Source organism: Christiangramia crocea (assembly GCF_022410465.1).
Lineage (GTDB): Bacteria > Bacteroidota > Bacteroidia > Flavobacteriales > Flavobacteriaceae > Christiangramia > Christiangramia crocea.
In genome coordinates, this window is record NZ_JAJSON010000016.1 from 132,754 (window position 1) to 158,832 (window position 26,079).

The 26,079-nt window shown below is 40.7% G+C and carries 22 protein-coding genes; 9 read left to right on the forward strand and 13 right to left on the reverse strand.

From position 1 onward, the window contains the following. Window positions 1-112: 112 nt before the first annotated feature. Complete coding sequence (locus LU635_RS06560) at window positions 113-2,338, reverse strand: patatin-like phospholipase family protein (protein ID WP_240097408.1); 2,226 nt, start codon at window positions 2,336-2,338, stop codon at window positions 113-115. Beyond that, window positions 2,339-4,132 carry an excinuclease ABC subunit UvrC gene (uvrC, locus tag LU635_RS06565; RefSeq protein ID WP_240097410.1) on the reverse strand — a complete coding sequence of 598 codons (1,794 nt, stop codon included), beginning with the start codon at window positions 4,130-4,132 and terminating at the stop codon, window positions 2,339-2,341. 152 nt (window positions 4,133-4,284) lie between these two features. Between uvrC and LU635_RS06570 the strand changes: the two genes are divergently transcribed. The 6 genes from LU635_RS06570 to LU635_RS06595 are packed head-to-tail and all read left to right on the forward strand — an operon-like array spanning window position 4,285 to window position 9,075. Beyond that, window positions 4,285-4,734, forward strand: coding sequence for an ATP-dependent zinc protease family protein (locus LU635_RS06570; RefSeq protein WP_240097412.1), 450 nt, complete (start codon window positions 4,285-4,287; stop codon window positions 4,732-4,734). Continuing rightward, complete coding sequence (gene rimK, locus LU635_RS06575) at window positions 4,706-5,578, forward strand: 30S ribosomal protein S6--L-glutamate ligase (RefSeq protein WP_240097414.1); 873 nt, start codon at window positions 4,706-4,708, stop codon at window positions 5,576-5,578. The genes LU635_RS06570 and rimK overlap by 29 nt, the downstream gene beginning before the upstream one ends. Before the next feature lie 3 nt (window positions 5,579-5,581). Then, window positions 5,582-6,577 (forward strand): succinylglutamate desuccinylase/aspartoacylase family protein, encoded by a 996-nt coding sequence (locus tag LU635_RS06580; RefSeq protein ID WP_240097416.1) that lies wholly within the window; start codon window positions 5,582-5,584, stop codon window positions 6,575-6,577. Beyond that, window positions 6,564-7,133, forward strand: a complete 570-nt coding sequence (locus LU635_RS06585; RefSeq protein WP_240097418.1) for a 5-formyltetrahydrofolate cyclo-ligase — start codon at window positions 6,564-6,566, stop codon at window positions 7,131-7,133. Before LU635_RS06580 ends, LU635_RS06585 begins: the two co-directional genes overlap by 14 nt. Before the next feature lie 56 nt (window positions 7,134-7,189). Beyond that, complete coding sequence (locus LU635_RS06590) at window positions 7,190-8,647, forward strand: PAS domain-containing sensor histidine kinase (protein WP_240097420.1); 1,458 nt, start codon at window positions 7,190-7,192, stop codon at window positions 8,645-8,647. An 11-nt stretch (window positions 8,648-8,658) separates the two neighbouring features. Continuing rightward, window positions 8,659-9,075, forward strand: a complete 417-nt coding sequence (locus tag LU635_RS06595) for a response regulator (protein WP_240097422.1) — start codon at window positions 8,659-8,661, stop codon at window positions 9,073-9,075. Here the strand turns inward: LU635_RS06595 and LU635_RS06600 are convergent. From LU635_RS06600 to gdhA, 7 genes are all read right to left on the reverse strand, one after another. Beyond that, complete coding sequence (locus LU635_RS06600) at window positions 9,072-9,692, reverse strand: lipoprotein signal peptidase (RefSeq protein ID WP_240097424.1); 621 nt, start codon at window positions 9,690-9,692, stop codon at window positions 9,072-9,074. The genes LU635_RS06595 and LU635_RS06600 overlap by 4 nt on opposite strands. Window positions 9,693-9,735: 43 nt before the next feature. Next, entirely contained in the window at window positions 9,736-10,329 is a 594-nt protein-coding gene (locus LU635_RS06605; protein ID WP_240097426.1) for a DUF4097 family beta strand repeat-containing protein, read from the reverse strand. Window positions 10,330-10,431: 102 nt separating this feature from the next. Further along, complete coding sequence (locus LU635_RS06610; RefSeq protein WP_131396991.1) at window positions 10,432-10,815, reverse strand: TraR/DksA family transcriptional regulator; 384 nt, start codon at window positions 10,813-10,815, stop codon at window positions 10,432-10,434. Between the two features lie 3 nt (window positions 10,816-10,818). Beyond that, entirely contained in the window at window positions 10,819-14,223 is a 3,405-nt protein-coding gene (ileS, locus tag LU635_RS06615) for an isoleucine--tRNA ligase (protein WP_240097428.1), read from the reverse strand. A 139-nt stretch (window positions 14,224-14,362) separates the two neighbouring features. Further along, window positions 14,363-16,762 carry a TonB-dependent receptor gene (locus LU635_RS06620; RefSeq protein WP_240097430.1) on the reverse strand — a complete coding sequence of 800 codons (2,400 nt, stop codon included), beginning with the start codon at window positions 16,760-16,762 and terminating at the stop codon, window positions 14,363-14,365. Further along, window positions 16,763-17,482, reverse strand: a complete 720-nt coding sequence (gene recO, locus LU635_RS06625; protein ID WP_240097432.1) for a DNA repair protein RecO — start codon at window positions 17,480-17,482, stop codon at window positions 16,763-16,765. 74 nt (window positions 17,483-17,556) lie between these two features. Next, window positions 17,557-18,900 (reverse strand): NADP-specific glutamate dehydrogenase, encoded by a 1,344-nt coding sequence (gdhA, locus tag LU635_RS06630; protein WP_240097434.1) that lies wholly within the window; start codon window positions 18,898-18,900, stop codon window positions 17,557-17,559. Window positions 18,901-19,101: 201 nt separating this feature from the next. Between gdhA and LU635_RS06635 the strand changes: the two genes are divergently transcribed. Continuing rightward, window positions 19,102-19,878: a THC0290_0291 family protein gene (locus LU635_RS06635; protein WP_240097436.1), complete on the forward strand. Its 777-nt coding sequence runs from the start codon at window positions 19,102-19,104 to the stop codon at window positions 19,876-19,878. Here the strand turns inward: LU635_RS06635 and pncA are convergent. From pncA to LU635_RS06650, 3 genes are read right to left on the reverse strand one after another with little or no spacing between them, the layout of a single operon-like run. Then, window positions 19,875-20,486, reverse strand: coding sequence for a bifunctional nicotinamidase/pyrazinamidase (gene pncA, locus LU635_RS06640; protein WP_240097438.1), 612 nt, complete (start codon window positions 20,484-20,486; stop codon window positions 19,875-19,877). The two genes, LU635_RS06635 and pncA, sit on opposite strands and share 4 nt — an antisense overlap. Continuing rightward, a complete protein-coding gene (locus tag LU635_RS06645; RefSeq protein ID WP_240097440.1) occupies window positions 20,483-21,895 on the reverse strand; it encodes a nicotinate phosphoribosyltransferase in 1,413 nt (470 codons plus the stop codon). The genes pncA and LU635_RS06645 overlap by 4 nt, the downstream gene beginning before the upstream one ends. Before the next feature lie 15 nt (window positions 21,896-21,910). Beyond that, window positions 21,911-22,447: a macro domain-containing protein gene (locus tag LU635_RS06650; protein ID WP_240097442.1), complete on the reverse strand. Its 537-nt coding sequence runs from the start codon at window positions 22,445-22,447 to the stop codon at window positions 21,911-21,913. Window positions 22,448-22,637: 190 nt separating this feature from the next. Between LU635_RS06650 and LU635_RS06655 the strand changes: the two genes are divergently transcribed. Together LU635_RS06655 and LU635_RS06660 are read left to right on the forward strand one after the other, a co-directional pair. Then, window positions 22,638-23,228, forward strand: a complete 591-nt coding sequence (locus LU635_RS06655; RefSeq protein WP_240097444.1) for a peroxiredoxin family protein — start codon at window positions 22,638-22,640, stop codon at window positions 23,226-23,228. Further along, window positions 23,215-23,670: a hypothetical protein gene (locus LU635_RS06660; RefSeq protein ID WP_240097446.1), complete on the forward strand. Its 456-nt coding sequence runs from the start codon at window positions 23,215-23,217 to the stop codon at window positions 23,668-23,670. The genes LU635_RS06655 and LU635_RS06660 overlap by 14 nt, the downstream gene beginning before the upstream one ends. 50 nt (window positions 23,671-23,720) lie before the next feature. Here LU635_RS06660 and LU635_RS06665 read toward each other — a convergent pair whose 3' ends face one another. Next, on the reverse strand, window positions 23,721-25,964 hold the full coding sequence (locus tag LU635_RS06665; RefSeq protein WP_240097448.1) for an inorganic phosphate transporter: 2,244 nt from the start codon (window positions 25,962-25,964) through the stop codon (window positions 23,721-23,723). Window positions 25,965-26,079 lie beyond the last annotated feature (115 nt).

Genomic DNA, 26,079 nt, shown 5'->3' on the forward strand with positions numbered 1-26,079 from the left:
TCGATTTATACAAATATCATGAAATTTTAGCGAAATATTCTTAAATGAAGTCTAAAAACCGGAACTGAAACGTGAAAACAACTTACTCCCGGATCTCCAGGTATTTTTACAGCTAAAACCAGAAGCCAAGGCTGAAGAACCAGTAACTTTCTTCCACTTCAGGAGAATACGTATATTTCACTTCCATAGGACCTAAAAAAGTATCCAGACCATAACCCAGCGCATAGCCTGAATAATCCGGCCAGCTAAACCATCTTCCTGTAGTATATAACCGGTTTTCTACATTGGCAAAATTGGCGCTGGCAATGATGTGGTTATTTGAAAACGCCTCATAATCGAGCTCTAGCAAGCCTCTTATATAACTGTCTCCAGAAAGACTAATAAAATCATAGCCATAAAAGGGAATAAAATTATTGATAAGGTTGTTCCCATAGCCTCCGAGGAAAAAATCGAATACATTAATGTTATCATTACCTATTTTGAAACCGGTATCGGTAGAAAAACGCATCACGAATTTGCTCGATAAAGGCGTGGCATAACCTATCTCCCCCTTAGCGATGGAAAATTCGGCGAAATCCGGATCATCATTCGAAGCCAGCAGATAGACATGGAAATCACCATTGAAATACAATCCTTTCCTGGGAAAATATTTGTTGTCATAACTATCATAAGTAAGATACCCGAAAGTGCTAAAATAATGGGTGTCCTCAAAAACATTATTTCTGTTTTGAGGCTGCGGATTGTTAATAGTTGAAGACGCTATGTTCAGGTATTTGTGCTCGGCTCCCATTCCGAAAAGAAACACTTGTTTGAACAGGGTTTGAACGTAGAACTGATTGGTAAAATCCTTGTAATCCACTACTATCTCGCGCACCCCTCCAAGTTCATCAAGACCAGCATTTTCACGGGCCAGGTCGAAGCTCACATCCTTATCAAAATTATTATACCTGGATTTAAGTCCGATACTCCAGTAATAACCCTTATCAATATAATAATCAAAGTTATACCTGAACTTATCTCCAACGATCATGTCCAGGGAGACCACATCGTTTGTGAACATTAAACTTTTTTTCGTAAGGTTCACCAGCGCTGCACTTTGATAGAGCTCATCATAATGCAGCCCCAGCCTGAGAAATGTTTTATTCTCACTCTCCTCAATTTGCATGGCCAGGGTATAATCTCTCGGTTCCTCATTTGGAATAAGCTGATAATTTATCCTGTTGAAATTACCGGTAGCCGAAAGGTTGTTTATCCCTATTCCCAGATCATCCAGATCGTAGGGTTCATCATAATCCAGTTTCAGTTTTCCAAGAATATAAGACCGCGGATAATTACTGTTGCCTTCCAGCACGAGGCCACTGATATTGAATTTTTCGAGCTTTGGAACCACAAACTTTTCCCGTGGGGACTGATCTTCGGCAAGTTCCTTTAATTTATCCATCTTTTCCAGGGTTGCAACCCTGCCCGAATCGATTATTGCCGCACCTTCATCAAAAGACAAAATTGAAAAAGCAGAAATATCAGGTTTGATGTAAATATCGGTTAAAGGTTTCTTCACCTTCATATCGGCAATAGTTCTAAAATTGTTTATCTGGGTGAGAATATCAAAAACACTTCTCAGTTCTTCGCGGGCGATAAGACTATCCTGTACGTCCACGCCAATTATTATCTCCGCGCCTCTTTTCCGAAGTTCTTCAACCGGATAATTATTAGCCACACCACCATCTGTAAGTAATCTTTCATTGATCTTAACCGGACTGAACAAAGAAGGGATCGCTCCGCTTGCTGAAATAGCTTTAGCAAGTGAACCTTCATCCAGGATCACCTCCTCCCCAGTTTCAATATCGGCAGCGATACAGAAGAATGGGATTGGAAGATCGCTGAAATCTTCTATCTCACTTACATGCATTGTAAGCCGGGCCATGAGATTGTAAATATTCTGACCTTTGGATAAACCTGAAGGAAAGCTTATCTGAAAATCGTCAAAAGGAAGGGTGAGAGCATATTTCTCGGTATCTTCCTTTTCATAAAAGGTTTTGGCGCTTCTGGGAATATCATCCTGGATAAGGATATTAAAATTAGTAGCATGAAAGATCGAATCCAGCTCGGTAGCAGAGTAGCCGGCAGCATATAAACCACCAATGATAGCCCCCATACTAGTACCTCCAATGTAATCTACACGTACCCCGGCTTCTTCAAGCACTTTTAACGCCCCTATATGAGCAAGTCCCTTTGCGCCCCCTCCACTCAGCACAAGGCCTATTTTTGGATCCTCATTTTTCTGAGCATATCCAAAAAATGTGAAAATAAAGAATAGCAAAGGAAGAAATCTTCTCATTTAGCCTGTGTGATAATGATTATAAATAATTCCTGCTTTAGAAGACCCTATTACTTCGGCCAGTTCTTTCTGGGAAGCCTCCTTTACCCTTTTTAAAGACCGGAAATGCGTCAGCAATTCCACCACGGTCTTTTCTCCTATTCCGGCAATAGCTTCCAGTTCTGTATTAAGCGCTGTTTTACTTCTTTTATTGCGGTGAAATGTAATCCCGAATCTGTGCGCCTCATTCCTGAGCTGTTGAATTATCTTTAAAGTCTCTGATTTCTTATCCAGATATAAAGGTATTGGATCTTCCGGATAGAATATTTCTTCTAATCTCTTCGCTATCCCGATGATCGCAATCTTTCCTCTTAAACCAAGTGTTTCGAGAGCCTTCACCCCGCTAGAAAGCTGACCCTTACCCCCATCAACTATAATAAGCTGGGGCAGTTCTTCTCCTTCATTCAGCAACCTGCGGTATCTTCTGAAAACCACCTCTTCCATAGAAGCAAAATCGTTAGGCCCCTCAACGGTCTTGATATTAAATTTACGATAATCTTTTTTACTTGGTTTCCCATTCTTAAAAACAACACAGGCCGCCACAGGATTGCTACCCTGTATATTGGAATTATCAAAACATTCGATATGTCTTGGCTCCTCACTAAGCCTGAGATCTTCTTTCATTTGCGCCATTACCCGGTTCACATGTCTGTCCGGGTCCACGATCTTCATCTGTTTGAAGCGTTCCTGCCTGTAGTACTTCGCATTTCTTTGTGAAAGCTCCACAATTTTCTTTTTATCACCAAGTTTCGGAATGGTCACCTTTAGATCTTCCCCGGCATCCACCTTAAACGGAACATAGATCTCCCTGGAATTCGAGTTAAATCGCTGCCTGATCTCAATGATGGCAAGCTCTAGCAATTCCCTGTCGCTCTCGTCCAGTTTCTTTTTCATTTCAATGGTATGCGATCTAATAATCGCCCCATGGGACAACTGAAGGAAGTTTACATAACCATAGCCCTCATCGGTGACTATGGAGAAGACATCCACATTATTGATCTTCGGGTTTACAACAGTGGATTTAGACTGATAGTTTTCCAGTACATCTATCTTATTCTTAATTCGCTGGGCATCCTCAAACTCCATCTTTTCAGCATGCTCTTTCATTTGGTTCCTGAAACGCTGAAGCGAATCTTTAAAATTTCCTTTTACGATCTGCCTGATCGCTTCTATATTCTTGTTGTAATCTTCTTCTGCCTGCAAAGCTTCACAGGGCCCTTCGCAATTTCCAAGATGATATTCGAGACATACTTTATATTTCCCATCTCTTATCTTATCTTCAGCGAGATCATAATTACAAGTCCTTAATTTATAGAGTCCTTTTATGAGCTCCAGCAGGGTATTCACGGTTTTAAAACTCGTGAACGGGCCATAATACTCGCTTCCGTCCTTTACCAGTTTTCTTGTAGGGAAGACACGGGGAAATCTTTCGTTCTTTATGCAGATCCAGGGATAGGTTTTATCATCTTTCAACATCACATTAAAGCGAGGCTGATGTTTTTTTATGAGATTGTTTTCCAGTAAGAGCGCATCGGTTTCAGAAGCAACCACTATATGCCTTATCTCATGGATTTTCCTAACCATCACCCCTATGCGATGGCTGTCATGCTTTTTATTAAAGTAAGAAGTAACTCTTTTCTTTAGATTTTTTGCTTTTCCAACGTATAGTATCTTCCCATTCTTATCAAAATACTGATAAACCCCGGGATTGTTGGGCAGAGTTTTTAACTGAACTTCCAGAGCAGGTTTTTCCATTACTCAAATTTAAAACATAATTAATAGCCTGATAAATTTTTAAAGCAGGATTAAAAATTTATCGATATTAAAAAAAGCTTTTGATTATATGCATAATCTTTGCTTTACTTTGTGCTAGCTTAACTTTTGATGGCTTTTTATTATATTGCATTATGGAGAAAATCGTGATTGGAAGGTTCGACAAAGCAGATTTTCCTGCCTTAAACCTTAACGATATTGCCGTAAAGATCGATACCGGCGCCTATACTTCCTCTATTCATTGTGAAAATATAATTGAGAAGGATAATGAGATCCACTGCAGGTTTCTGGATGAGGAACATCCTCTGTACGATGGCCAGAAATTCATATTTGAAGACTACGATATTGTATTCGTAAGAAGCAGTAATGGCATCATCCAGAAAAGGTATCAGGTTCAGTCGAACATCCGCTTATTCGGAAAAACATTTAAAATATCCCTTTCGCTATCAGACCGGCAGGAAATGAGATACCCGGTGCTGATAGGTAGAAAATTTTTAACCAAAAAGTTCATTGTGGATACTGAATTGATCGATGTATCCTATAATCAAAAGATAAATGAAGATAAGAATTCTATCAAGAAATAGCAGGCTCTACTCTACCAAGAGACTTGTGGAGGCTGCAAAGAAAAGAAATCATGAAGTTGAAGTGATAGATCCAATAAAGTGTGATCTTATTATTGAGAAAAAAAATCCCTGCATTTATTATAGAGGCCACTTTCTGGAAGATACCGATGCGGTTATCCCTAGAATTGGTGCTTCCATCACCTTTTACGGTACAGCGGTAGTGAGACAGTTCGAAATGATGGGTACCTTCACCACAACCGAGTCACAGGCACTGGTGCGAAGCCGTGATAAACTAAGAAGCCTCCAGATCCTGTCCCGGGCCAGGCTAGGGCTTCCAAAGACCGTTTTTACTAACTATTCCAAAGACGTAAAAGAAATAATTGAACATGTGGGGGGCGCTCCCGTAATCATTAAATTACTGGAAGGAACCCAGGGACTAGGGGTTGTACTTGCCGAAACTCAGAATGCTGCCGAGTCGGTTATTGAAGCATTTAACGGTCTACAGGCGAGGGTGATCGTACAGGAATTCATTAAGGAGGCCGGTGGTGCCGATATTCGTGCATTTGTAGTGGATGGCCAGGTTGTTGGAGCCATGAAAAGACAGGGAAAAGAAGGAGAATTCAGATCCAATCTGCATCGCGGCGGATCGGCGTCTGTGATCCAGCTTACCGATGATGAAGAAAACGCTGCCATCAAGGCAGCGAAAGCGATGGCGCTGGGAGTTGCCGGAGTGGATATGCTTCAAAGTAGCCGGGGACCACTTATTCTTGAGGTGAACAGCTCACCGGGGCTTGAAGGAATTGAGGAGGCTACGGGAAAGGACATCGCCAAGACAATAATCCGATATATAGAAAGAAACGTGTAATATATGCCTCGTATAGACAAGAACAATGTTCTTGAGATTTTAGGAGAAAAAGTACTTCCGGGAAAGGGAGCTACCATTAATTTCAATATGGCCAAGCTTTACACAACTACTTCAGTTGAAGTTCCCGTGATCATAGAACGCTCCAAAAAACCGGGGCCAGTGGTACTTCTTACCGCAGGAATACACGGAGATGAGATCAACGGGGTAGAGATTGTCAGACAGATCATTTCCAAAGGAATCAATAAACCGCAAATAGGAACCATCATCTGTATTCCTATAGTCAACATATTCGGATTTTTGAATATGGCACGGGAATTTCCTGACGGAAGAGACCTGAACCGGGTTTTTCCAGGAACAAAACACGGATCTTTGGCCAGTCGTTTTGCCTATCAGTTCGTAAAGAAAATATTGCCCATAGCCGATTTTTGTCTTGATTTCCATACAGGAGGAGCGGCCCGCTTTAATGCACCACAAATAAGAGTTAAAAAAGGAGATGAACAAAGCATAAAATATGCACGTATTTTCAATGCTCCTTTTACCATACATTCCAAAACCATTACCAAATCTTACCGCGAAACCTGTTCAAAACTTGGAATTCCCGTTCTCCTTTTTGAAGGCGGAAAATCACTGGACAGTAATAAGGATATTGCCAAATACGGAGTGGAAGGGGTTATGAGAATTCTTAGCCATCTTGAGATGCTCAATAGCAGGTTTGAATACCCCGATGTAAAAAAAGATACCGTACTCATCGGAAACAGTTCATGGCTTAGGGCAAAATACAGCGGACTCCTGCACATAAAAATTCCCTGCGGAAAACATGTGGAAAAAGGAGAGTATATCGCGACCATTACCGATCCTTATGGAAAATTCAGGCATAAGATAAAGTCTGGCAGTGAAGGATATGTGATCAATGTTAATGAATCGCCTATAGTTTATCAGGGAGACGCCATTTTCCATATTTCCATGCAGCCAAAAACAGAAGATCATGCAGAAGAGTGAGATAAGAAAAAAATATAAGCGGCTAAGAACTGAATTGAGCGAGGAAGATATCGAAAGAATGAGCCTTGAGATCGCCAACAAATCCCTGGAACTGCCTGTATGGGATTATCGGTTTTATCATATCTTCCTAAGTATCGCCGAACAAAAGGAAGTGGATACGGAATATCTACTTCACATTCTTCAGGGAAAGGATAAGGAAGTGGTGATTCCGAGAGCCGATAATAAAACAGGAAATCTCGTAAACTACTTACTTACTGATCAAACCGTAATTAAGAAAAGCCGGTGGAATATCCCCGAGCCTCTGGAAGGGATAGAGATTTCGACAGAGAAACTTGAAGTTGTTTTCATTCCTCTGCTTGCATTCGATAAAAAGGGGCATAGAGTGGGATATGGAAAGGGATTTTACGACCGGTTTCTGGCAGGCTGCAGGCCTGACCTGGTTAAAATAGGCCTTTCATTTTTTGAGCCTGTTGAAGAGATAAAAGAGATTTTAAGCAGTGACGTACCTTTAAATTACTGTGTCACACCTGAAAAGATTTATGAATTTCGTCATTAAATAATATTTGTAATGATGATACTATTACGTTATTTTTAACCTGACAAATCACTTTGATGCTCAGCGACCTACAGTTAAATAGCATACTGGAAGATTTTGATATCGCCTACTGGAAAATAAACCTGTTTTCAAAGGAGATAACCTGGTCTGAGCATTTCAACTTGCTAGTTGGAAATCCTGAGATTCATGAAGACCGCTTCGAGTTTTTCATAAATCATATACTTCATCCCGACTATCGTTACGATTTCCGTATCCATTTTGAACAACTCATTAAAGAAAATGAGGCCTTTAGTTTTGAAATAAAGTTAAAACTGGAAAACGGAAAATATCGCTGGTTTGAATGTAAAAACCTGAAAAATAAAGGACATAGTAGTTTACGCGAAACGGCCGTCCTGCTATTTGTAAATATCCATCAGAGCAAACGGGACCAGTACACGATCGAGGAGAATTTCTTCTACTACCGCGAAACGGCCGAAATGACATCTACCGGCGGCTGGTATATAGACACCGTTCACAAGAACATTTACTGGGACGATGTGTCAAGAAAGATCGTAGACTGTCCCAAAGATTTTCAGCCTGCCTATGAAGACCGAATGAATTTCTACGCAAAAGAACATCATAACCGCATGAAAAATGCCTTTGATAAATGCGAGAATTATGGGATTCCGTTTAAGCTGGAAATCAAGATGGTGTCTTTTCAAAATCGTGAATTCTGGGTAAGGTTAACAGGTAAGCCGGTTTACAATGAGGAACAGGAGGTAATTGGCATTCGCGGAGTACTTCAGAATATTGACGACAACAAGAACAACGAACTGAATCTTCAGAATTCACTGGACATTATTGCAACACAGAATTCAAGACTTTTCAATTTTGCCCATATCGTTTCCCATCATCTTAGATCTCACAGCAGTAATTTAAGCCTGATTGTAGAATTGCTGCGAGAGTCAAAAACAGATAGGGATAAACTCGATCTTTTAGCAAATGTGGAAGATGTCGCCGGCAATCTGGACAACGCCATTTCCAGACTCAACGATATTGTTAGCATTCAAACCTCGCTTAAGAAAGAACGGGTACGCATTAAATTTGAAGAGGCCATGGAAGTGGTTTTAGCATCCATCTCCTCACTCATTAATCGGGAAAATGCAAAAATCGTCGCTGAATTTCAAGATCTAAAAGAAATTCGCTATATCCCTGAATATCTTGAAAGTATTTTATTAAATTTAATCACGAATGCAATCCGGTACAGACAACCGGGACGTAAACCAGTTATTTTTATTCAGACCTATGTTGAAAATGACAAGGAGTATCTTGAAATTAGCGACAATGGAATGGGGATCGATCTGGAGGAATATGGTGACAAGATGTTTGGCATGTACAAATCTTTCCATCAAAACAATCCGGAAGCAAAAGGAATTGGTTTATTCATAACAAAGAACCAGGTTGAAGCCCTTGGCGGGACCATATCTGTGAGTAGTACTGTTAATATTGGGACTACTTTTAAAATACAATTCTAGATCTATTTAATATGGGGCAAAAAGTAGAGCTAGCGTGTATCATTGATGATGATAAGATATACGTGAACTTAGTAAAGAAAATCATCGAAATTAAAAAGCTTTCCGAAAATTTACTTATCTACAAGAACGGTAAGGAAGCACTCGATTATTTTAAGGAGATCATGGAGAACGCTACCGATGAAAACAAGCTCCCTGACATTATTTTTCTCGATCTCAACATGCCGGTTATGGACGGTTGGGAATTCCTGAACGAATTCATCAAGATCAAGAACAAGCTCAACAAAAAGATCACCTTATACGTGGTGAGCTCTTCCATAGACCCACGTGACCTTGAAAGAGCCAGGTCTTTCAATCTGGTGACAGATTATCTTATCAAGCCCATTGAACTGAAGAAATTCGAAAAGATATTCGAAAAGACGGCTGCTTAATTACTTGTTCCCTCTTCCTTCTCCTTAGGAAAAGCCCTCTTATTGAAAAGAAGTAAGATTGCCACCCCAACACTTATTGCAGAATCGGCTATATTGAATACCGGTTCGAAGAAAGTAAAATACTTCCCGCCCCAAAACGGGATCCACTCAGGTAAATAACCTTTCCACAGAGGGAAATAGAGCATGTCTACCACCTTTCCATGAAATAATGAACTGTATCCTCCTTCTGCCGGTAAAAAGCTCGCTATCTGCCCGTAACTATCGTTAAAGATGATTCCGTAGAACACAGAGTCGATAATATTTCCGAAGGCTCCGGCAAAGATCATCGCTACTGAAACTATCAGGATCTTTGAACCGCCCTTTCGTACGGAATCCCAAAGCCAGTATCCAATTCCAACGATAGCCCCGAGACGGAAAAGTGTAAGCGCCAGTTTTCCATATTCCCCGGGTATTTTAGTACCCCAGGCCATGCCTTCATTTTCCACGAAAAGTATCCTGAACCATTCTAAGACCCTTACTTCATCTCCTAAGGCAAAATTGGTTTTTATATAGATCTTTGAAATCTGATCGATAAGTAGGATCAGAATAATAATGATTCCGGCTTTTTTAAGGGACATGAAAAATAATTTGTTGAAAACGGGTCAAAAATACTAATATTATTTAGTTTTTAAGCACCCGAATATCACCATCTATGCTTGTAAGTCTCAAAGGCTTCCGGCCTGGTAGAAATTCAGGGATGTTCACCTCTCCATTTCTGCTCCTAGCCTCTATTAATCCCGAAGTTGTTTCTACGTAGATATCCCCGCTATAGGTATTGATCACGGCAGATCCTGAGTATGATAATAAATGGCAATATCCCTGCTTAAGGTCGGCGTAGACAGATTCATAATCGCCTTTAACAATCACAGAGGCCAGGTTAGATTTAATAATGACTTCCATCCCTTTAGGGACTTCCAGTTCGATTTCAAGAGAAAACACTTTATGAGCACTCAGTTTATCATAGCCCCCACTTAGGATTTCCGGGTAACGGCTACTAAGCCTGAACTCATCTCCTTTCAGGGAAGTGTCGAGAATTATATCGTCATAATATTCTCCTTCAGAATGTGTACGGAGCGTTATGGTAGAAACCTCTGTAGTAGTAAGGCGTATCCTGTAAACCTCATCAGCATCAATACGGATAGTTTTGATATTCCCGGCATCTATCTTTTCTTCCGTATCCCTTTGAGCCAGTGCCAGGCACGAAACCAACATCATTACCAAAATAATCCAACTACTTTTCAAAACATACCGCCCTAAACAAAAAACGTCCTGTACCAGGTGATGGTCGGACGTTTAATATATTGAAATTATGTAATCTTATCGTTGCATATTCTTAGCTTCGATGCTAAGTGTAGCATGTGGTACCAAAAGAAGTCTTTCTTTAGCTATAAGTTTTCCGGTCACCCTACAAACGCCATATGTCTTGTTCTCGATACGCATGAGGGCATTTTTAAGATCTCTGATGAATTTCTCCTGGCGAATTGCCAACTGGGAGTTAGCCTCCTTACTCATGGTTTCGCTTCCTTCTTCAAATGCCTTGAATGTTGGCGATGTATCATCGGTACCATTGTTACCATCATTCTTATAGGCATTCTTATAGATCTCCAGTTGTTCCTGGGCTTTCTCTATTTTCTTTTTGATCAAAGCCTTAAATTCTGCCAAATCGGCATCACTGTAACGTTCTTTTACTTCTGTAGACATAGCTTAATGTTTTTTAATAAACAATTTAGTGGCGATATCATCGAATTCTACCTCGGCACCTTCATCTACCACTTCTGCAAATTCGAGTTTTGCAGTTAATGTTTCGTTCTTAATATAGGTTATATTATCGTGGACGGCATCCTCGACAATACCATCCTTTTGTAGGGTCACATCTATTGTATCGGTCACTTCGTAGCCCGAATCCTTTCGGAGGTTCTGGATTCTGTTCACAAGCTCCCTGGCAACGCCTTCCTTCTTCAACTCAGGACTAATGCTAACATCCAGAGCTACAGTAAGATTACCACTACTGGCAACCAGCCAACCTTCGATATCCTGTGAGCTTATCTCAACCTCATCTCGTGACAAATTAACTAAATTTTTGTTAATTTCCACTTTAATCGCGCCATCCCTTTCGATTTTTGAAATTTCTTCCGGCCCGAATTCATTTATTTTACTGACAATCAGCTTTATATCCTTTCCAAATCTTGGACCAAGAACCCTGAAATTTGGTTTTATTTGTTTCTTTAACAAGCCAGAAGCGTCATCGATCAGTTCAATTTCTTTAACATTTACTTCAGATTTGATCAGATCCTCAACTGCCTGAATCTCTTTCTTTTGAGCCTCGTCAAGCACCGGAATCATTACCCTTTGCAACGGCTGTCGGACCTTTATCATCTCTTTCTTTCTGAGAGAAAGCACCAATGATGAGATGGTTTGAGCCTTTTCCATCTTTCGTTCCAAAGATTTATCAACAAATTCCGGTTTATAAACAGGGAAATCAGCGGTATGTACCGATTCTGATTTGTCCTTACCGGTAGCGGCATTAAGGTCTCTGAACAATCTGTCCATATAGAACGGTGCAACTGGTGCGCTAAGTTTAGCGACCGTTTCCAGGCATGTATATAAGGTTTGATAAGCAGATATCTTATCCTGCTCATAATCGCCTTTCCAGAAGCGTCTTCTGCTTAATCTCACGAACCAGTTACTCAGGTTCTCCTGAACAAATTCTGAGATCGCCCTGGTAGCTTTTGTAGGTTCATAATCTGCATAGAACTTATCCACTTTCTCAATAAGTGTATGCAATTCTGAAAGTATCCATCTGTCTATTTCCGGTCTTTCTTCAAGTGCCACATCTTCTTCGGAATAGGTAAATTCATCGATATTAGCATAGAGCGTAAAGAAAGAATAGGTGTTGTAGAGCGTTCCAAAGAATTTTCTCTGTACCTCCCCAATACCTTCTATATCGAACTTCAGGTTATCCCATGGATTCGCATTGGAGATCATATACCAGCGTGTAGCATCCGGGCCATAAACCGCGAGTGTTTCAAATGGATCTACCGCGTTACCCAAACGTTTGGACATCTTTTGACCATTCTTGTCCAATACGAGTCCGTTAGACACCACATTTTTATATGCAACATCATCAAAGATCATGGTAGCAATTGCATGTAAGGTATAGAACCATCCACGCGTCTGATCCACTCCTTCTGCAATGAAATCGGCCTTACGCCATTTATTCTCTACTTTTTCCTTGTTCTCAAATGGATAGTGCCACTGCGCATAAGGCATGGATCCCGAATCGAACCAGACATCGATAAGATCTGCCTCCCGTTTCATAGGTTTTCCAGAATCTGAAACCAGAGTGATACTATCTACCACATTCTTGTGGAGGTCTACTTTATCATAGTTCTCCTCACTCATATCTCCAGGGTCAAAACCTTCAAAGATATCTTTATCCATAAATCCGGCTTCAACGGCCTTTTTCATTTCCGCTTTTAGCTCGGCTACGGAGCCCATCACCTTAACTTCTGTTCCATCTTCTGTTCTCCAGATAGGTAACGGAATTCCCCAGTAACGGCTTCGGCTTAGGTTCCAGTCATTCGCGCTGGCTAGCCAGTTGCCAAAACGCCCTTCACCGGTGGATTTTGGTTTCCAGTTGATCCCATTATTGAGCTCATACATCCTGTCCTTGAACTCGGTCACTTTAATGAACCAGGAATCAAGGGGATAGTATAATATAGGTTTATCAGTCCGCCAGCAATTTGGATAGCTGTGAACATATTTTTCTACTTTGAAGGCCCTGTTATCTTCTTTCAGCTTAATGGCAAGCTCAACATCTACCGATTTTTCCGGGCCCTCACCATCTTCATAATATTCATTCTTAACATACTTGCCGGCATGCTCACCCATCTCCGGTCTGAACCTTCCCTGAAGATCAACAAGAGGAACAAGATTTCCATTCTCGTCTTTCACCAGCATTGGTGGAACTTCTGGTGTCGCCTGCTTCGCGACAAGGGCATCATCTGCACCAAAGGTCGGCGCGGTATGCACTATCCCGGTACCGTCTTCAGTGGTAACGAAATCTCCAGAAATGATTCTGAAGGCATTCTCTGGATTATCATTTGGCTGGGCATATGGCAATAATTGCTCATATTTCATCCCGACAAGGTCTGAACCTTTAAAACTTTTGCCTATCAAATAAGGGATCTTCTTATCCTCTTTGGAATATGAATTCAGGTCTTCTTCAGATTCTGCTTTTCTGAATTTTTTATCGAACTGTTTTTCAGCCAGCTCTTTGGCAACAATTATTGTTATGGGCTCAAAAGTATACTGGTTATATGTTTTAATCGTAACATAATCGATCTTAGGGCCTACTGTTAAAGCAGTGTTTGAAGGAAGAGTCCATGGTGTTGTGGTCCATGCGATAAAGAACAGGTTCTCTTCGAATTCCTTCAAAAATTCAGGAAGAGATTCCTTTTTAACCTTAAACATTGCGGTAACAGTAGTATCTGTTACATCCTGATAGGTTCCCGGCTGATTAAGCTCATGAGAACTCAATCCCGTTCCGGCTTTTGGAGAGTATGGCTGAATAGTGTAACCCTTATAAATAAGATCTTTTTTATAGATCTCAGAAAGCAGCCACCATACAGTCTCCATATATTTAGACTTGTAAGTGATATATGGGTCATCCATATCCACCCAGTAACCCATCTTCTGGGTAAGCTCATTCCATACATCGGTATAACGCATCACCGCATTCTTACAGGCTTCGTTATATTTTTCAATACTTATCTTCTTCCCGATATCTTCTTTAGTGATCCCAAGTTCCTTCTCTACACCCAATTCCACGGGAAGGCCGTGAGTATCCCATCCTGCCTTACGCTTTACCTGGAAACCTTTCTGTGTCTTATAGCGACAAAAAATATCCTTAATGGCACGGGCCATTACGTGATGAATCCCTGGCAGACCATTTGCTGAAGGCGGGCCTTCAAAGAATACAAAAGGCTCCTTTCCCTCACGCGTGGTTACACTTTTTTCAAAAACATCATTCTCTTCCCAATAGTTTAGGATTTCCTCTGCCAGCTTGGGCAGGTCAAGACCTTTATATTCAGGGAATTTTCTACTCATTTTCTCCATTTTTCAAATGATTTGCGAAAATAATCATTTTTAAGAAAAGAAACCTTCATTCCAGAGTAAAATACATATAGGATTAATTCTTAAGCCTCCGTATAAAATACTGAAACTTAGCTATTTTATTAAAATAAACTTAAAAAGTATATGATAAAGCGATGATCAGATTCCTGCCAGCAGCCGCTATCCCAGATGAATAGGTCCGGTAGCGCTGGTCGGTAATATTCTCTACTGATACCGTTGCGAGCCAGTTGGAACTAACTTCATACTGCCCGGTCAAATTCACGGTATACCATGAAGGAGAATAAGGATTGCCATTTTCATCAAGGGCGTAGAGATAAGGTTTATCCTGTTCGCCCGGAGCAAGATCCTCAAAATCGAACTGACCATTATATTCGGTAAAAAGATCCAGCTTCAGCCTTCTTTTATTCCATATAAGATGTGTGTTCCCGAACATTGGAGCAGCATGCCGTAACGGCACATAATCTCCACCTTCATTTTCTTTTCCTTCGGTATAGCTGAACTGGGATTTTAACCTCAAAGCAACCGAAAAGTCTACTTCCAGTCCTGCTTCAACTCCATACACATAGGCATTGGCTGCATTCTGAATGGCCTGTACACGGCTGGGCTCTCCCTGATAATCTATCTCGGTAACCCCGTTCAGATTAAAATCACGACGCACCATGGCATCATCCAGATACGTATAGTATCCGGTAAGGTCCAGCCTAATATTATCAGAGATATTAAGATCAGCACCAATCTCCGCATTATAAGCATATTCAGGTTTCAACCCTGGATTAGGAACCACCACAGAACCGGGTTCAGAATCAAAAATCTTTCCAATATCATCTATATTCGGAGCACGGAAGGCGGTGGAAAGTCCCAGCCTCCATCCTACAAAATCATTTTGTCTCCAGTTGAACCCAAGACTTCCTGTTAAAGCCCCGGTGCTTATATCAGCTTTATCAAACGGGAAAGCGTAAAAACGATCGTCAAAAGTAGCATCTACAAGAATGTGATTATACCTCACCCCCGACTGGAGCGACAAATCCTCACTGAGCTTCCACTGATAGCTGGAATATACCGCCATGGACTGCCATTTTGAACCATCAGGATATCTGCTGGCCGTCTCTCGTGCCTCGGCAGTTTCAATATTCCTGAAACTTCCATTCGAATCTATATTGTTGAGCACATACTCAAAACCATAAAAAAACCTGCTTTTTAAAAAGTCTTTTTCGAAGTCCAGATTTATCGAGTAAGCATCCACGTTTTCTTTGGTAGTAAAAAGTATGGGGTCACCAAAATTTCTGTCGTTCCTGCTTTCTGCAAAAAACTGATATGCCCCTGTAAACTGAACTTTATCATAGAACTCAGAATTGCTTCTATGGTTTATGTTCAGGCTTCCCAAAAACCAGGTTTGAGGACCATAATACCATTCAGCAGAACGCAACACTCCGTCCCTTTTTCTATACAGCCTGTCATATCTTGGAAAATTAGAAGTATTCGAATAGACCAGGCCAAGATTGAGATCCCAGTCTTTGGACGGCATGTATTTAACTTTCTGTAAAAGGTTGATCTGTTCATAGCCCGTCGGTTTCTGAACCAGAGGATCCTCATTTTCTACCATGATATCTTCCCCTTCACCCCTAACTGCATAATCCGGACGGAGATAGTCATCGGGGCCATGTTCACCCATTTTAAGATCTCCAAAGTCAGAATAGGTAACCCCGGTCCTGAAAGCCCAGTTTTCCCGGCCTACATTAAGATCGGCATGAACCGTATTTTCATTATTGGCCGTGGCAAACCTCGTATAGATGTTTCCAGAAAAAGAGGTTGCTTCATCGAAGCTGAATTTCGGCTTGAGGGTAAAGAAATTCATTACTCCCCCAATGGCATCACTCCCATAGACAACCGAGCCCGGCCCAAGGATTACCTCAGTACTTTCTACCATCATCGGATCTATGGAAATTATATTCTGAAGGTTTCCGCTACGGAAAATGGCAGAATTCATTCTAACCCCATCTACGGTAAGCAGCAAGCGGTTAGTCGCAAAACCACGGATCATAGGACTCCCGCCTCCCAGCTGACTCTTCTGCACATAGACCTGTCCGGTACTTTCCAGCAGATCGGCCGAGGTTTGCGGACTGGCCAACTGCACTTCAGCAGGCGAAATGCTAACGATCTTCTGTGGGATCTCATCTTTATTAAGTTTGAACCTCACCACCGAAATGGTGACCTGTTCCAGCTGATTTTCGGTCGGTTCCAGAAAGACAGTATTGTCATTATTAAGAATCTCCCTCTTTCTTCTATAAGTCTCTACATAAAACACAGACTTAAATATGATCACTTCTGTATCAGTGAATTCTGAAATATCGGCTTTTCCATTAATATTGGTAATGGCAGATTTTGATTTGTCTTTATTATAGATCGCAACATTCGTTAACGGTTCTCCAGTGGTATTGTCAACAACCGTAATTTCCTGTGCATTGCTTATCGAGAAAATCAATAAAAAGAGAGCGAGTAATTTAAATTGCATTTAACTAAAAATTTCGTTTAGTACACTTAAGGACCTGGGTTTATGAAAACCTTCAATATGCAATTCATAATATAATAACAGCATATTGAGAAACTCATTTCTAGAGGTCTGATTCATTTTTATGTGCTGCATGGCATCAAAATCAATGCCTAAGAGGTTTTTGAGCAAATCTACATTCCTTCCTTCTACACAGTAATCGTTGGTGGGTATGTCCTGAAATACCCCATCCAGAAGGTTAAATACCGGAAGATCATTCTTTTCTATTTCAGGCTGAAATCCCAGGTACCGGGTTAGGTTTAGTAAAAAAAGCAAATGAAAATTTGCAATTTTATCGGTAGCATCCAGAAATTCAAAACTATATTCGAGGTAATTGAAAAGGGATGGATTGCCTTCCTCTTCTTTGATAGTATTCTTAAGCATTTCTGCCAGGAATATGGCCATCGTCATTTTAATGGGATGAGTATAGATACTTTGGTAGCTGTTGGCCACCTTGGCCTCTTTAAGATATTCCATCCTGCCCCCTCCTCGGTGATTGGCTATGATCTCCAGTCTGGTAAGACTTTGGAACATTGACGCTTTGAATTTTCCCTTTTTGGATTTAAGTACTCCTTTGAGCATATAGGTCTTAAGGCCGTCACTAAGGGTATAAGCTTTCACTATAAGATCGGCCTCCCCATATTTTAGCGCACTTATCACAATAGCATTGGTACGAACGAGCATTCGGGAAAATTTGGAGTGAATTTATAAAAAAAGCCGCGTTTTACGGCGGCTTCATTTATTTTTAAGAAACTGGCTTATACCACCCCCTGGGCAAGCATTGCATCGGCCACTTTCACGAAACCGGCAATATTTGCTCCCTTAACATAATCTACATAACCATCTTCTCTGGTTCCGTATTCAACACACTTTTCATGAATATCATTCATAATCTCATGAAGTTTTTTATCCACATCCTCTGCAGTCCAGCTATATCTCATGGAGTTTTGTGACATCTCAAGTCCCGAAGTTGCTACCCCACCGGCATTTGAAGCTTTTCCGGGAGAGAAAAGTATTTTTTCCTTATGGAACACCTCGATGGCTTCTGGTGTACATGGCATGTTCGCTCCTTCACCAACACATATACATCCATTTTTGACAAGGGTTTTTGCATCATCTTCATGCAATTCATTCTGTGTTGCACATGGCAGAGCGATATCACATTTAATTCCCCATGGGGTCTCACCTTCATGATATTTAGCTGAAGGATACTTTTCAACATATTCGCTAATCCTTCCTCTCCTTACATTCTTCAGATCCATAATGAACTGGAGTTTCTCATTATCAATTCCATCTTCATCAAAGATGAATCCTCCGGAATCTGACATGGTAACGACTCTGGCACCCAGCTGGATAGCTTTTTCCGCAGCATACTGAGCAACGTTTCCGGCTCCCGAAATTAAAATGGTCTTGCCTTCTATATTTTCGCCTCTTCTCTTAAGCATATTCTGGGTGAAATAAACATTCCCATAACCCGTAGCCTCAGGCCTGATCAAGGATCCACCATAAGAAAGCCCCTTTCCGGTTAAAATGCCGGTAAATTCATTTTGAATCCTCTTATACTGACCAAATAAATAACCTATCTCGCGACTACCAACTCCAATATCCCCGGCAGGAACATCACAATCTGCACCTATATGACGGTTTAGCTCGGTCATAAAGCTCTGACAGAACTTCATCACTTCGTTATCAGACTTTCCTTTCGGATCAAAATCTGAACCTCCTTTACCACCACCCATTGGGAGGGTAGTAAGACTGTTTTTAAAAACCTGTTCGAAAGCCAGGAATTTAAGGATACTCAGGTTTACGGAAGGGTGAAAACGCAATCCGCCTTTATAAGGTCCGATAGCCGAGTTCATCTGAATTCTAAAGCCACGGTTAACCTGCACATTTCCTTTATCATCCAGCCATGGCACTCTAAACATCATAACTCTCTCTGGCTCTACCATTCGCTCCAGAAGCATTTTGTTCTGGTATTTTTTATTTTCTTCTATAAAAGGGATTACTGTTTCGGCAACTTCATGAACCGCTTGCATAAATTCGGGTTCGTTTTGGTTTCTGGCTGATACTTTATCCAGAAATTCTTTGATGTTTTTTTCCATAATGACTGGCGCTGTTATTAAATTATAAAAATCACGTCCATTTTATGTAGCAAATATAAATATTCTTTAATGATTAGTGGTTTCATTTTTCTATTTGATATAAAATTAACTTTTATATTTAGAGGGTACGGTTATACTAGGATCATTTAATTTTTCGTTAAGGTATTTTGTTATATTTGCTTTCACTCCAAGCCTGTTCTCATGATTAACACCAGAGCAATCTTAGTAATTCTTTTGGTTCTCACGCTTTGGTCGGGGAAGGCTTTTGCACAGCTTAGAGTTTCACATGAAATTGGGGTAATTACCGGACCGGCGGGATTCTTCACAGATTATGGTGAACGCTGGAATATTCGTAACAACCTAGAAAATGAAGGTTTTGGAATTGGCCTGGTACATTATATGAACTTCGCATTCAAACCTGAATGCAGTTGCCGACCTACTAAATTATTCTTTACCAAGCATTTCAGAATAAGAAGCGAAATAGATTATATGCGATCAAAGCTGGACCATTACGGTCCGGTTGCTTCGGGAAATGATGAAAGCGGCAAACAACTGAGGGCCATGCATGGACGCACCCAGCTTTTCCAGGGTGGACTGGCTCTGGAATATCACCTTTTCGGGATAAAGGAAGCACGGGATTTTGCCGTTCTGTTCGCCCCCTATATCAGCCTGGGTGCGCATTACGTATATTATGATCCGCATGCTTATTCAGATCTTGGACCTTTAGATAGCCCAAAGGTTTTATTCCGAACTTTTGAAGACGGATTATTTCTGGAAGGAGGCCACACCTTTGCCATCGTAGGCAGCGGGGGGATTAGATACCGGCTTGGAAGATATAATGATCTGATGGTGGAAGCCCGGGCACATTATTACGATACCGATCGCCTTGACGGCCTTGAGGTGCAGGGTGCGCAAAACAAATTCAATGATTTTGTGCTGTGGATAACTGTAGGCTATGTTTATTACCTCAATTTCTAAAACTTCAGATTGGTAGATCTTATCACTTTCCCTCCTTTTCTTAAAATATCGATCTTCGCTTTTTCATAATCTTCAGCCTTTAAAGCTCTTGTACCGTCTTCGATAAGCGTACAGTCAAAACCCTCATCTAAAGCATCTTTAATTGAAAAGTAAACACAATAATCAGCAGCAAGGCCCACAAAATAAAGTTCTGTTGCTCCCTTTTCCTTTAAATAACCCGTAAGACCCGTAGATTTCAAATGGGCATTATCATAAAACCCACTATAACTATCAATTTTGGGATTTGTACCTTTTCTAAAGATAGCCTCTATCCCTGAGGTTTCCAGCTTTGGATGAAAATCGGCACCTCTGGTATTCTGCACACAATGTTCTGGCCATAGAACCTGATCAAGACCATCTAATTTTATCACCTCAAACTCCTTTCCATTCTCATGGCTGGAAGCAAAACTTGCATGTCCTGCCGGATGCCAGTCCTGAGTCGCTATTACCAGCTCAAATTTAGGTTGCAGTTCATTGACCAAAGGAAGTATTTCATCTCCTTCTGGCACCGCCAAAGCACCCCCAGGCATAAAATCATTCTGTGCATCTATAATTAACAAGGTTCTCATTTTAAAGAATTTTTATGTGATTGGATCAGTTTTTCCCTTTCTTCTCTCAACTGTGTGCTGATCCCTATCTTATAAATATGAGGATTATTAAAGCGCTTGTATTCTATAGGCAGTTCAGAAAGTCGGCTAAGGCTATATTCCGAGATCTCGGCCAGAGATCTTTTTTCAATTAAAACCTTCCCGTTTTCCATCACTTTCTTTAACAGTGGTTCCTGCTCATAATCATCAATTTTCATCGATTTATAAGGTTCGAATGGATGGAACATCTCCCCTATATGATTTTGATCCCGAAGCCCCACAGCATCCGCTCCAATACACCTATTATTTTTATCCTTAATTCTGAACACCTGCTTTTTATGCGGAAGCGTTACCTTAACTATACTTTCCGAAATTTTAATTCTGGGCTTTCCGTTGGACCAGGAAAGTTTATAAACTCCATCCAAGGCACCGTCGGGATCGCCTGTCACCAGGTTGGTCCCAACTCCAAAAACATCAATGGGAGCCTGCTGTTCCAGCAAACTTTTGATCACATTTTCATCAAGCTGATTGGAGGCAGCTATTTTAACATACTCCAACCCGGCATCATCCAGCATCTTCCGGCTATTTTTAGCAAAATAAGACAGGTCACCACTATCCAGCCTTATGGCAAGCAATTTATCGCCACGGGCTTCCATCTCTTTGGCCACTTTAATGGCATTAGGGACACCACTTTTAAGGGTGTCATAAGTATCCACTAACAACACACAGTTCTTGGGCCTGCCTTCCGCAAAATCCCTGAAAGCTTCCAGCTCATCATCATAACTCTGAATAAAAGAGTGGGCCATAGTACCTGAAACAGGAATCCCAAATTCCTTCCCGGCGATCACATTACTGGTCCCGTTAAAACCTCCAACCATGGCAGCACGGCTCGCATAATAACCTCCTGTAGCCTGTGCCCGTCTTAACCCGAAATCCAGGAGTTTCGCGTCTCCGGCCACCAGCCTGATACGACTGGCTTTCGTAGCTATCAGCGTTTGGAAATTGAGTAGGTTCAATAAAATTGTTTCTATGATCTGGGCTTCGATGATGTTGGCCTCAACTTGAAGTACAGGGCGCGTTGGAAAAACAACATCCCCTTCCCGGCTAGAATAAATAGTGCCATTGAACTTAAAGTTCTTCAGGTATTCAAGAAAGGCTTCTTTAAAACCCTGTTCTTTCAGATATTCAAGATCTTCTTCACTAAACCGCAGATTAGAGATGATCCCGAGCAGATCTTCCATTCCGGCGAAAACCGCATAACCCCCTTCAAAAGGTAGTTTTCTAAAGAAATAATCAAAGACAGCATCATGATCCTGATGGCCTTTTTCAAAGTATACCTGTGCCATCGAAAGCTGGTACAGATCTGTATAGATAGCAGAGAATTTTTCCATTAAGTGAAAGATTGGTTAGCCTACAGCAATTTCCTTCAGCTTTGATTCATACAGCTGAAGATCCTGATCACCGAACATCACAAATTTAATCTTTTTTAAATGGCGGATTTTTGGTAGTTCCGGTAAAAGTGTATTAAAAACGACTTCCACTGCCTGCTCCTTGGGATATCCAAAAATCCCTGTTGAAATCCCGGGAAATCCAATTGACTCCAGTTTATTTTCTTCAGCCAGTTTCAGACTATTGCGGTAACAGGAAGCCAGTAACTGATCTTCAGGTTTATCACGGCCATATACCGGGCCCAGACAGTGAATCACATGTTTATTTGGCAACCCATAAGCTTTAGTGATCACTGCTTCTCCAGGGGCGATGGGTGCCAGGGGCTTGCATTCCTCATAAAGTTGGGGACCTGCGGTACCGTGAATTGCTCCAGCTACCCCACCGCCGGGTGCAAGTTCAGCATTAGCCGCATTCACAACGGCGTCCAGTTCCGGCTGCCTCGAGATATCTCCTTTTTCCACCTCTATCCCTATATTCTGAATTACGGTTTTCATAACCTAATGATTAAAATTTAGATTACTTAAAATATAACCAAATTTTACCAAAAGCAGGTAAAAAACCCTTTTTAAAAGGAAGGCTTTCTTATTAGCTATTTTAATATTATTTTTATATTAATCTGTTTTCCAGGATGTTGCCTCCATCCAGATGAATGCAGTACTGGATTAATCTTTAAATACTGAAGTTATGAAGATGAATAAAAAACTATGGAGGCTGAATTTGATGCTTCTTCTATGCCTGCTGATCATTCCGGCTTTCGACCACCCCGTTTTTGGACAGGAGAATGATAATCCCGGGAACACCTCTGATAACATACACAATAAAAAGGCACCTGAATTTTCCCTGGAAAGTCTTGATGGGAAAACAATCAGCCTTAAGGATTATGAAGGTAAAATACTGGTGCTCCATATCGCTACCACCTGGTGTCCCTTCTGCAATGCCGAGGCTCCTCACCTGGAACAGCTATATCAGGATTATAAAGGCAGGAACGTGGAGGTCCTGATAATTGATGTAAAGGAACCTAAAGAACTGGTTAAAAATCAACTGAAAGAAAAACATAACCTTAGTTTTCCCATTTTACTGGACCCGGAAGGTGAAGTTGCGGCAAGCTTTGCTCCTCAAGATGTGTTACCCGATCTTTCACGCGACGAGGTGATGCTGGCTTCAAATCTCATTATAGATAGAGAAGGCAAGATCCAGTTTATGTCGCTTCTAGACTCCAAAAACTTTGATGCCGAACTGGTTGAACTCAAAAAGCGCCTCGATGAAATACTTTAATCTTTTATTTTTTGCCATAATATTTTCCTTTACACCATTACAGGACGAATTTGTAATATTCCAGGCAGAGGAAACAGAGGTGAAAAAATCCCAGGAGGAATATAGGATCAGTCTTCCGTTTAAGATTATAGATGGGTATTATATTCAGGCAGAAACCGATGTGCCTGAAAATATCATCTCCACACAGGTAAGCTTTAAGGAAAATGATTTCTACCAAATAACCCATCATGCCTTTTCTTCTGAAGGAGAACAAACCATATATTTAGACACTACTGCACATAATGTTTTAAGCGGTAGATTTGAGATAGTTGTTTTTTTAAAACTTAAGGACAAGGCCCTGAACCGGACAAAAAAATTAAGAGGAGAAGTTCTATACCAGGCCTGTAATACCCGGCAGTGTTTCTACCCCAGAAACTTAAGTTTTGAAATTGAATTTATATAATAGAAAAGACCGCTGGATTAGCGGCCTTTTTAATTTTTAGATAGATAGAATTAACCTTTCTTATAACTGGCGTTATACTCTTCCATCAATTTCATAATGCTGTTTACCAGATCTTTTGTCTCCATCAGCACACTAAAATAGAGTGTTGTGTTCTTGGGGCTGGATTCTTCATTACGTGTTCTTGAAACCTGCTTCTCGATCTTATCAGAAAGCAAAGACAGCGTTTGCTCCTTATGCGCCATAATAGTTTTAATCTTATCAAACTTATGAGCGTTGAACACTTCCTCTATTTCCTTAAGCAATTTTTCCAGGTTATCGTCAATCTCTTTTAAATCATTGATCTGATTGTACCGGAGAGGCTTATGATTATTGTTCACATGCTTATAGCTCTTTTTGGAAATGAATTCCAGAGACTGGGCAATATCTGTAAGGTATCCGAGTATGGTTATATAGAAACTACTTCCGCGTACACTCTTTTCATCAAGTCTTTTAATAAAAAAGAAGATATGATCCCTCAATTCCTCAATTTCAGCATCCAGCTTATCCACTCCTTTTTTACTCTTTTTAAGCTTTTTCTTATCCTGTAATGCCAGTCCTTCAAGAACATCAGTATATATCTTATTTGTTCTGGTGATCACGTTGGCAACATTATTGGCACTTTCACCAATAATCCCCTGTACAGTCTTACTTTCAGACTTCTGCAATCCGGATTTATCAGACTTGGCAACCTGTTTCTTTTTATGAGAAAGATAATTTCTTACCAGAAGTCCTATAGCGACCAGTAATAAAATAGCTATTGCCGGCCCCCTTCCAAGGAAAATGATATAGGTAAGGATCCCTGCCGCTGCAAATGCACTAAAAGCTGTGAAGAACCATCCTCCAATTACATTCAGCACTCCGGCAACACGATACACCGCACTCTCGCGTCCCCAGGCTCTATCAGCCAGAGAGGTCCCCATAGCCACCATAAAGGTAACATAGGTCGTGGAAAGCGGAAGTTTATAGGAAGTTGCAATAGAAATTAATACTCCGGCAACCGTTAGGTTAATAGAGGCCCTGATCATATCGAAAGCCGGTCTGTCTTCATAATTTATATAGGAATCGTCTTTGTCAGGTTTAGAAAAACTCGCCCTCATTTTTCTTTTAGCCCCTATCGGAATAATGGATTTAATTCCTTCAAAAAGCGCTGTGCTTCCTTTAACTACACTTCTTGACAAAAGGTTAGGGTCGAATTTTTCAGAGCCATAACCCTGTCTGGAAAGTCCTATTTCAGTTTCGGCTACGCTTCTGGCTTTTTTAGAGAGCCACAAGGTTAACACCATTATTCCCCCTGCAATAAAGAGTAAATATGGTTGTGCAGGCACTTTATTCTGAAGCACTTCCATAGAAAATGTTGTAGCAGCTTCACCGGAAGCTGACCAGGCCAGGAAAGAGTGATAAGCTGCCATTGGCACCCCGATGAAGTTTACCAGGTCGTTACCTGAGAATGCCAGTGCCAACCCAAAGGTTCCTATAGCAATGACTATAGGTAAGATGCTTTTCTTAAATATTTTTGTGTAGGCAAAAGAAAATATAGTCCAGAAAATATAGCTGACGATGATAATCATTAATGCCTGACTCTCAAGCACGTCCTTAAAATCAGCATAATAAGGAGTTCCTTTAAGGCCTTTAAAGAAGATAAAATACCCGATCGCTGTTAAACAAAAACCGCCAAAGAATGCCCCAAAATTCTTGATTTTCTTCTCATACTCAAAAGTAAAAATTAGCCTGGACAAGGCTTGAATAATAGCACCAACAGTAAAGGCAATTATTACAGAAAGAAAAATCCCGGATATGATTTGTGTGGCTTTTTCTGTATTTATATAATTTAATACATCTGAAAAAGTACCGGCATCATCAGCACTTACCTTTATAAGAGCCATTACCACGGCCGCACCCAGTAATTCAAAAACAATGGATACTGTGGTTGATGTAGGCATCCCCAGCGTATTAAAGAAATCCAGGAGTAAAATATCGGTGATCATGACGGCCATGAAAATTATCATGATCTCATTGAAATAAAACTCCCCGGGAACAAATATCCCTTTCCTGGCAACCTCCATCATTCCACTTGAAAAAACCGCCCCGATAAATATTCCAAGGCTGGCAACAATCATAATCGTTTTAAATGAAATTGCCTTCGACCCAATAGCCGAATTTAAAAAGTTTACGGCATCGTTGCTAACTCCAACCACGAGATCGGCAATAGCAAGCACTACCAAAGCCACTAGCATTAACAGGTAAATATTTTCCATTCCTTTTTATTTTAAGGGAGATAGTTATTAATCGTAATCTAAATTGTGTCCCAATATGCTCTTTACTAAATATAAAGAACTAAACTTTTTAAGCAATCTTTAATTTCAGGCCAAA

Bases quoted from the DNA above. Each gene is read 5' to 3' on its own strand.
- LU635_RS06560 (WP_240097408.1), bottom strand. From the start codon at position 2,338: ATGAGAAGATTTCTTCCTTTGCTATTCTTTATTTTCACATTTTTTGGA.
- uvrC (WP_240097410.1), bottom strand. From the start codon at position 4,132: ATGGAAAAACCTGCTCTGGAAGTTCAGTTAAAAACTCTGCCCAACAAT.
- LU635_RS06570 (WP_240097412.1), top strand. From the start codon at position 4,285: ATGGAGAAAATCGTGATTGGAAGGTTCGACAAAGCAGATTTTCCTGCC.
- rimK (WP_240097414.1), top strand. From the start codon at position 4,706: ATGAAGATAAGAATTCTATCAAGAAATAGCAGGCTCTACTCTACCAAG.
- LU635_RS06580 (WP_240097416.1), top strand. From the start codon at position 5,582: ATGCCTCGTATAGACAAGAACAATGTTCTTGAGATTTTAGGAGAAAAA.
- LU635_RS06585 (WP_240097418.1), top strand. From the start codon at position 6,564: ATGCAGAAGAGTGAGATAAGAAAAAAATATAAGCGGCTAAGAACTGAA.
- LU635_RS06590 (WP_240097420.1), top strand. From the start codon at position 7,190: ATGCTCAGCGACCTACAGTTAAATAGCATACTGGAAGATTTTGATATC.
- LU635_RS06595 (WP_240097422.1), top strand. From the start codon at position 8,659: ATGGGGCAAAAAGTAGAGCTAGCGTGTATCATTGATGATGATAAGATA.
- LU635_RS06600 (WP_240097424.1), bottom strand. From the start codon at position 9,692: ATGTCCCTTAAAAAAGCCGGAATCATTATTATTCTGATCCTACTTATC.
- LU635_RS06605 (WP_240097426.1), bottom strand. From the start codon at position 10,329: ATGATGTTGGTTTCGTGCCTGGCACTGGCTCAAAGGGATACGGAAGAA.
- LU635_RS06610 (WP_131396991.1), bottom strand. From the start codon at position 10,815: ATGTCTACAGAAGTAAAAGAACGTTACAGTGATGCCGATTTGGCAGAA.
- ileS (WP_240097428.1), bottom strand. From the start codon at position 14,223: ATGAGTAGAAAATTCCCTGAATATAAAGGTCTTGACCTGCCCAAGCTG.
- LU635_RS06620 (WP_240097430.1), bottom strand. From the start codon at position 16,762: ATGCAATTTAAATTACTCGCTCTCTTTTTATTGATTTTCTCGATAAGC.
- recO (WP_240097432.1), bottom strand. From the start codon at position 17,482: ATGCTCGTTCGTACCAATGCTATTGTGATAAGTGCGCTAAAATATGGG.
- gdhA (WP_240097434.1), bottom strand. From the start codon at position 18,900: ATGGAAAAAAACATCAAAGAATTTCTGGATAAAGTATCAGCCAGAAAC.
- LU635_RS06635 (WP_240097436.1), top strand. From the start codon at position 19,102: ATGATTAACACCAGAGCAATCTTAGTAATTCTTTTGGTTCTCACGCTT.
- pncA (WP_240097438.1), bottom strand. From the start codon at position 20,486: ATGAGAACCTTGTTAATTATAGATGCACAGAATGATTTTATGCCTGGG.
- LU635_RS06645 (WP_240097440.1), bottom strand. From the start codon at position 21,895: ATGGAAAAATTCTCTGCTATCTATACAGATCTGTACCAGCTTTCGATG.
- LU635_RS06650 (WP_240097442.1), bottom strand. From the start codon at position 22,447: ATGAAAACCGTAATTCAGAATATAGGGATAGAGGTGGAAAAAGGAGAT.
- LU635_RS06655 (WP_240097444.1), top strand. From the start codon at position 22,638: ATGAAGATGAATAAAAAACTATGGAGGCTGAATTTGATGCTTCTTCTA.
- LU635_RS06660 (WP_240097446.1), top strand. From the start codon at position 23,215: ATGAAATACTTTAATCTTTTATTTTTTGCCATAATATTTTCCTTTACA.
- LU635_RS06665 (WP_240097448.1), bottom strand. From the start codon at position 25,964: ATGGAAAATATTTACCTGTTAATGCTAGTGGCTTTGGTAGTGCTTGCT.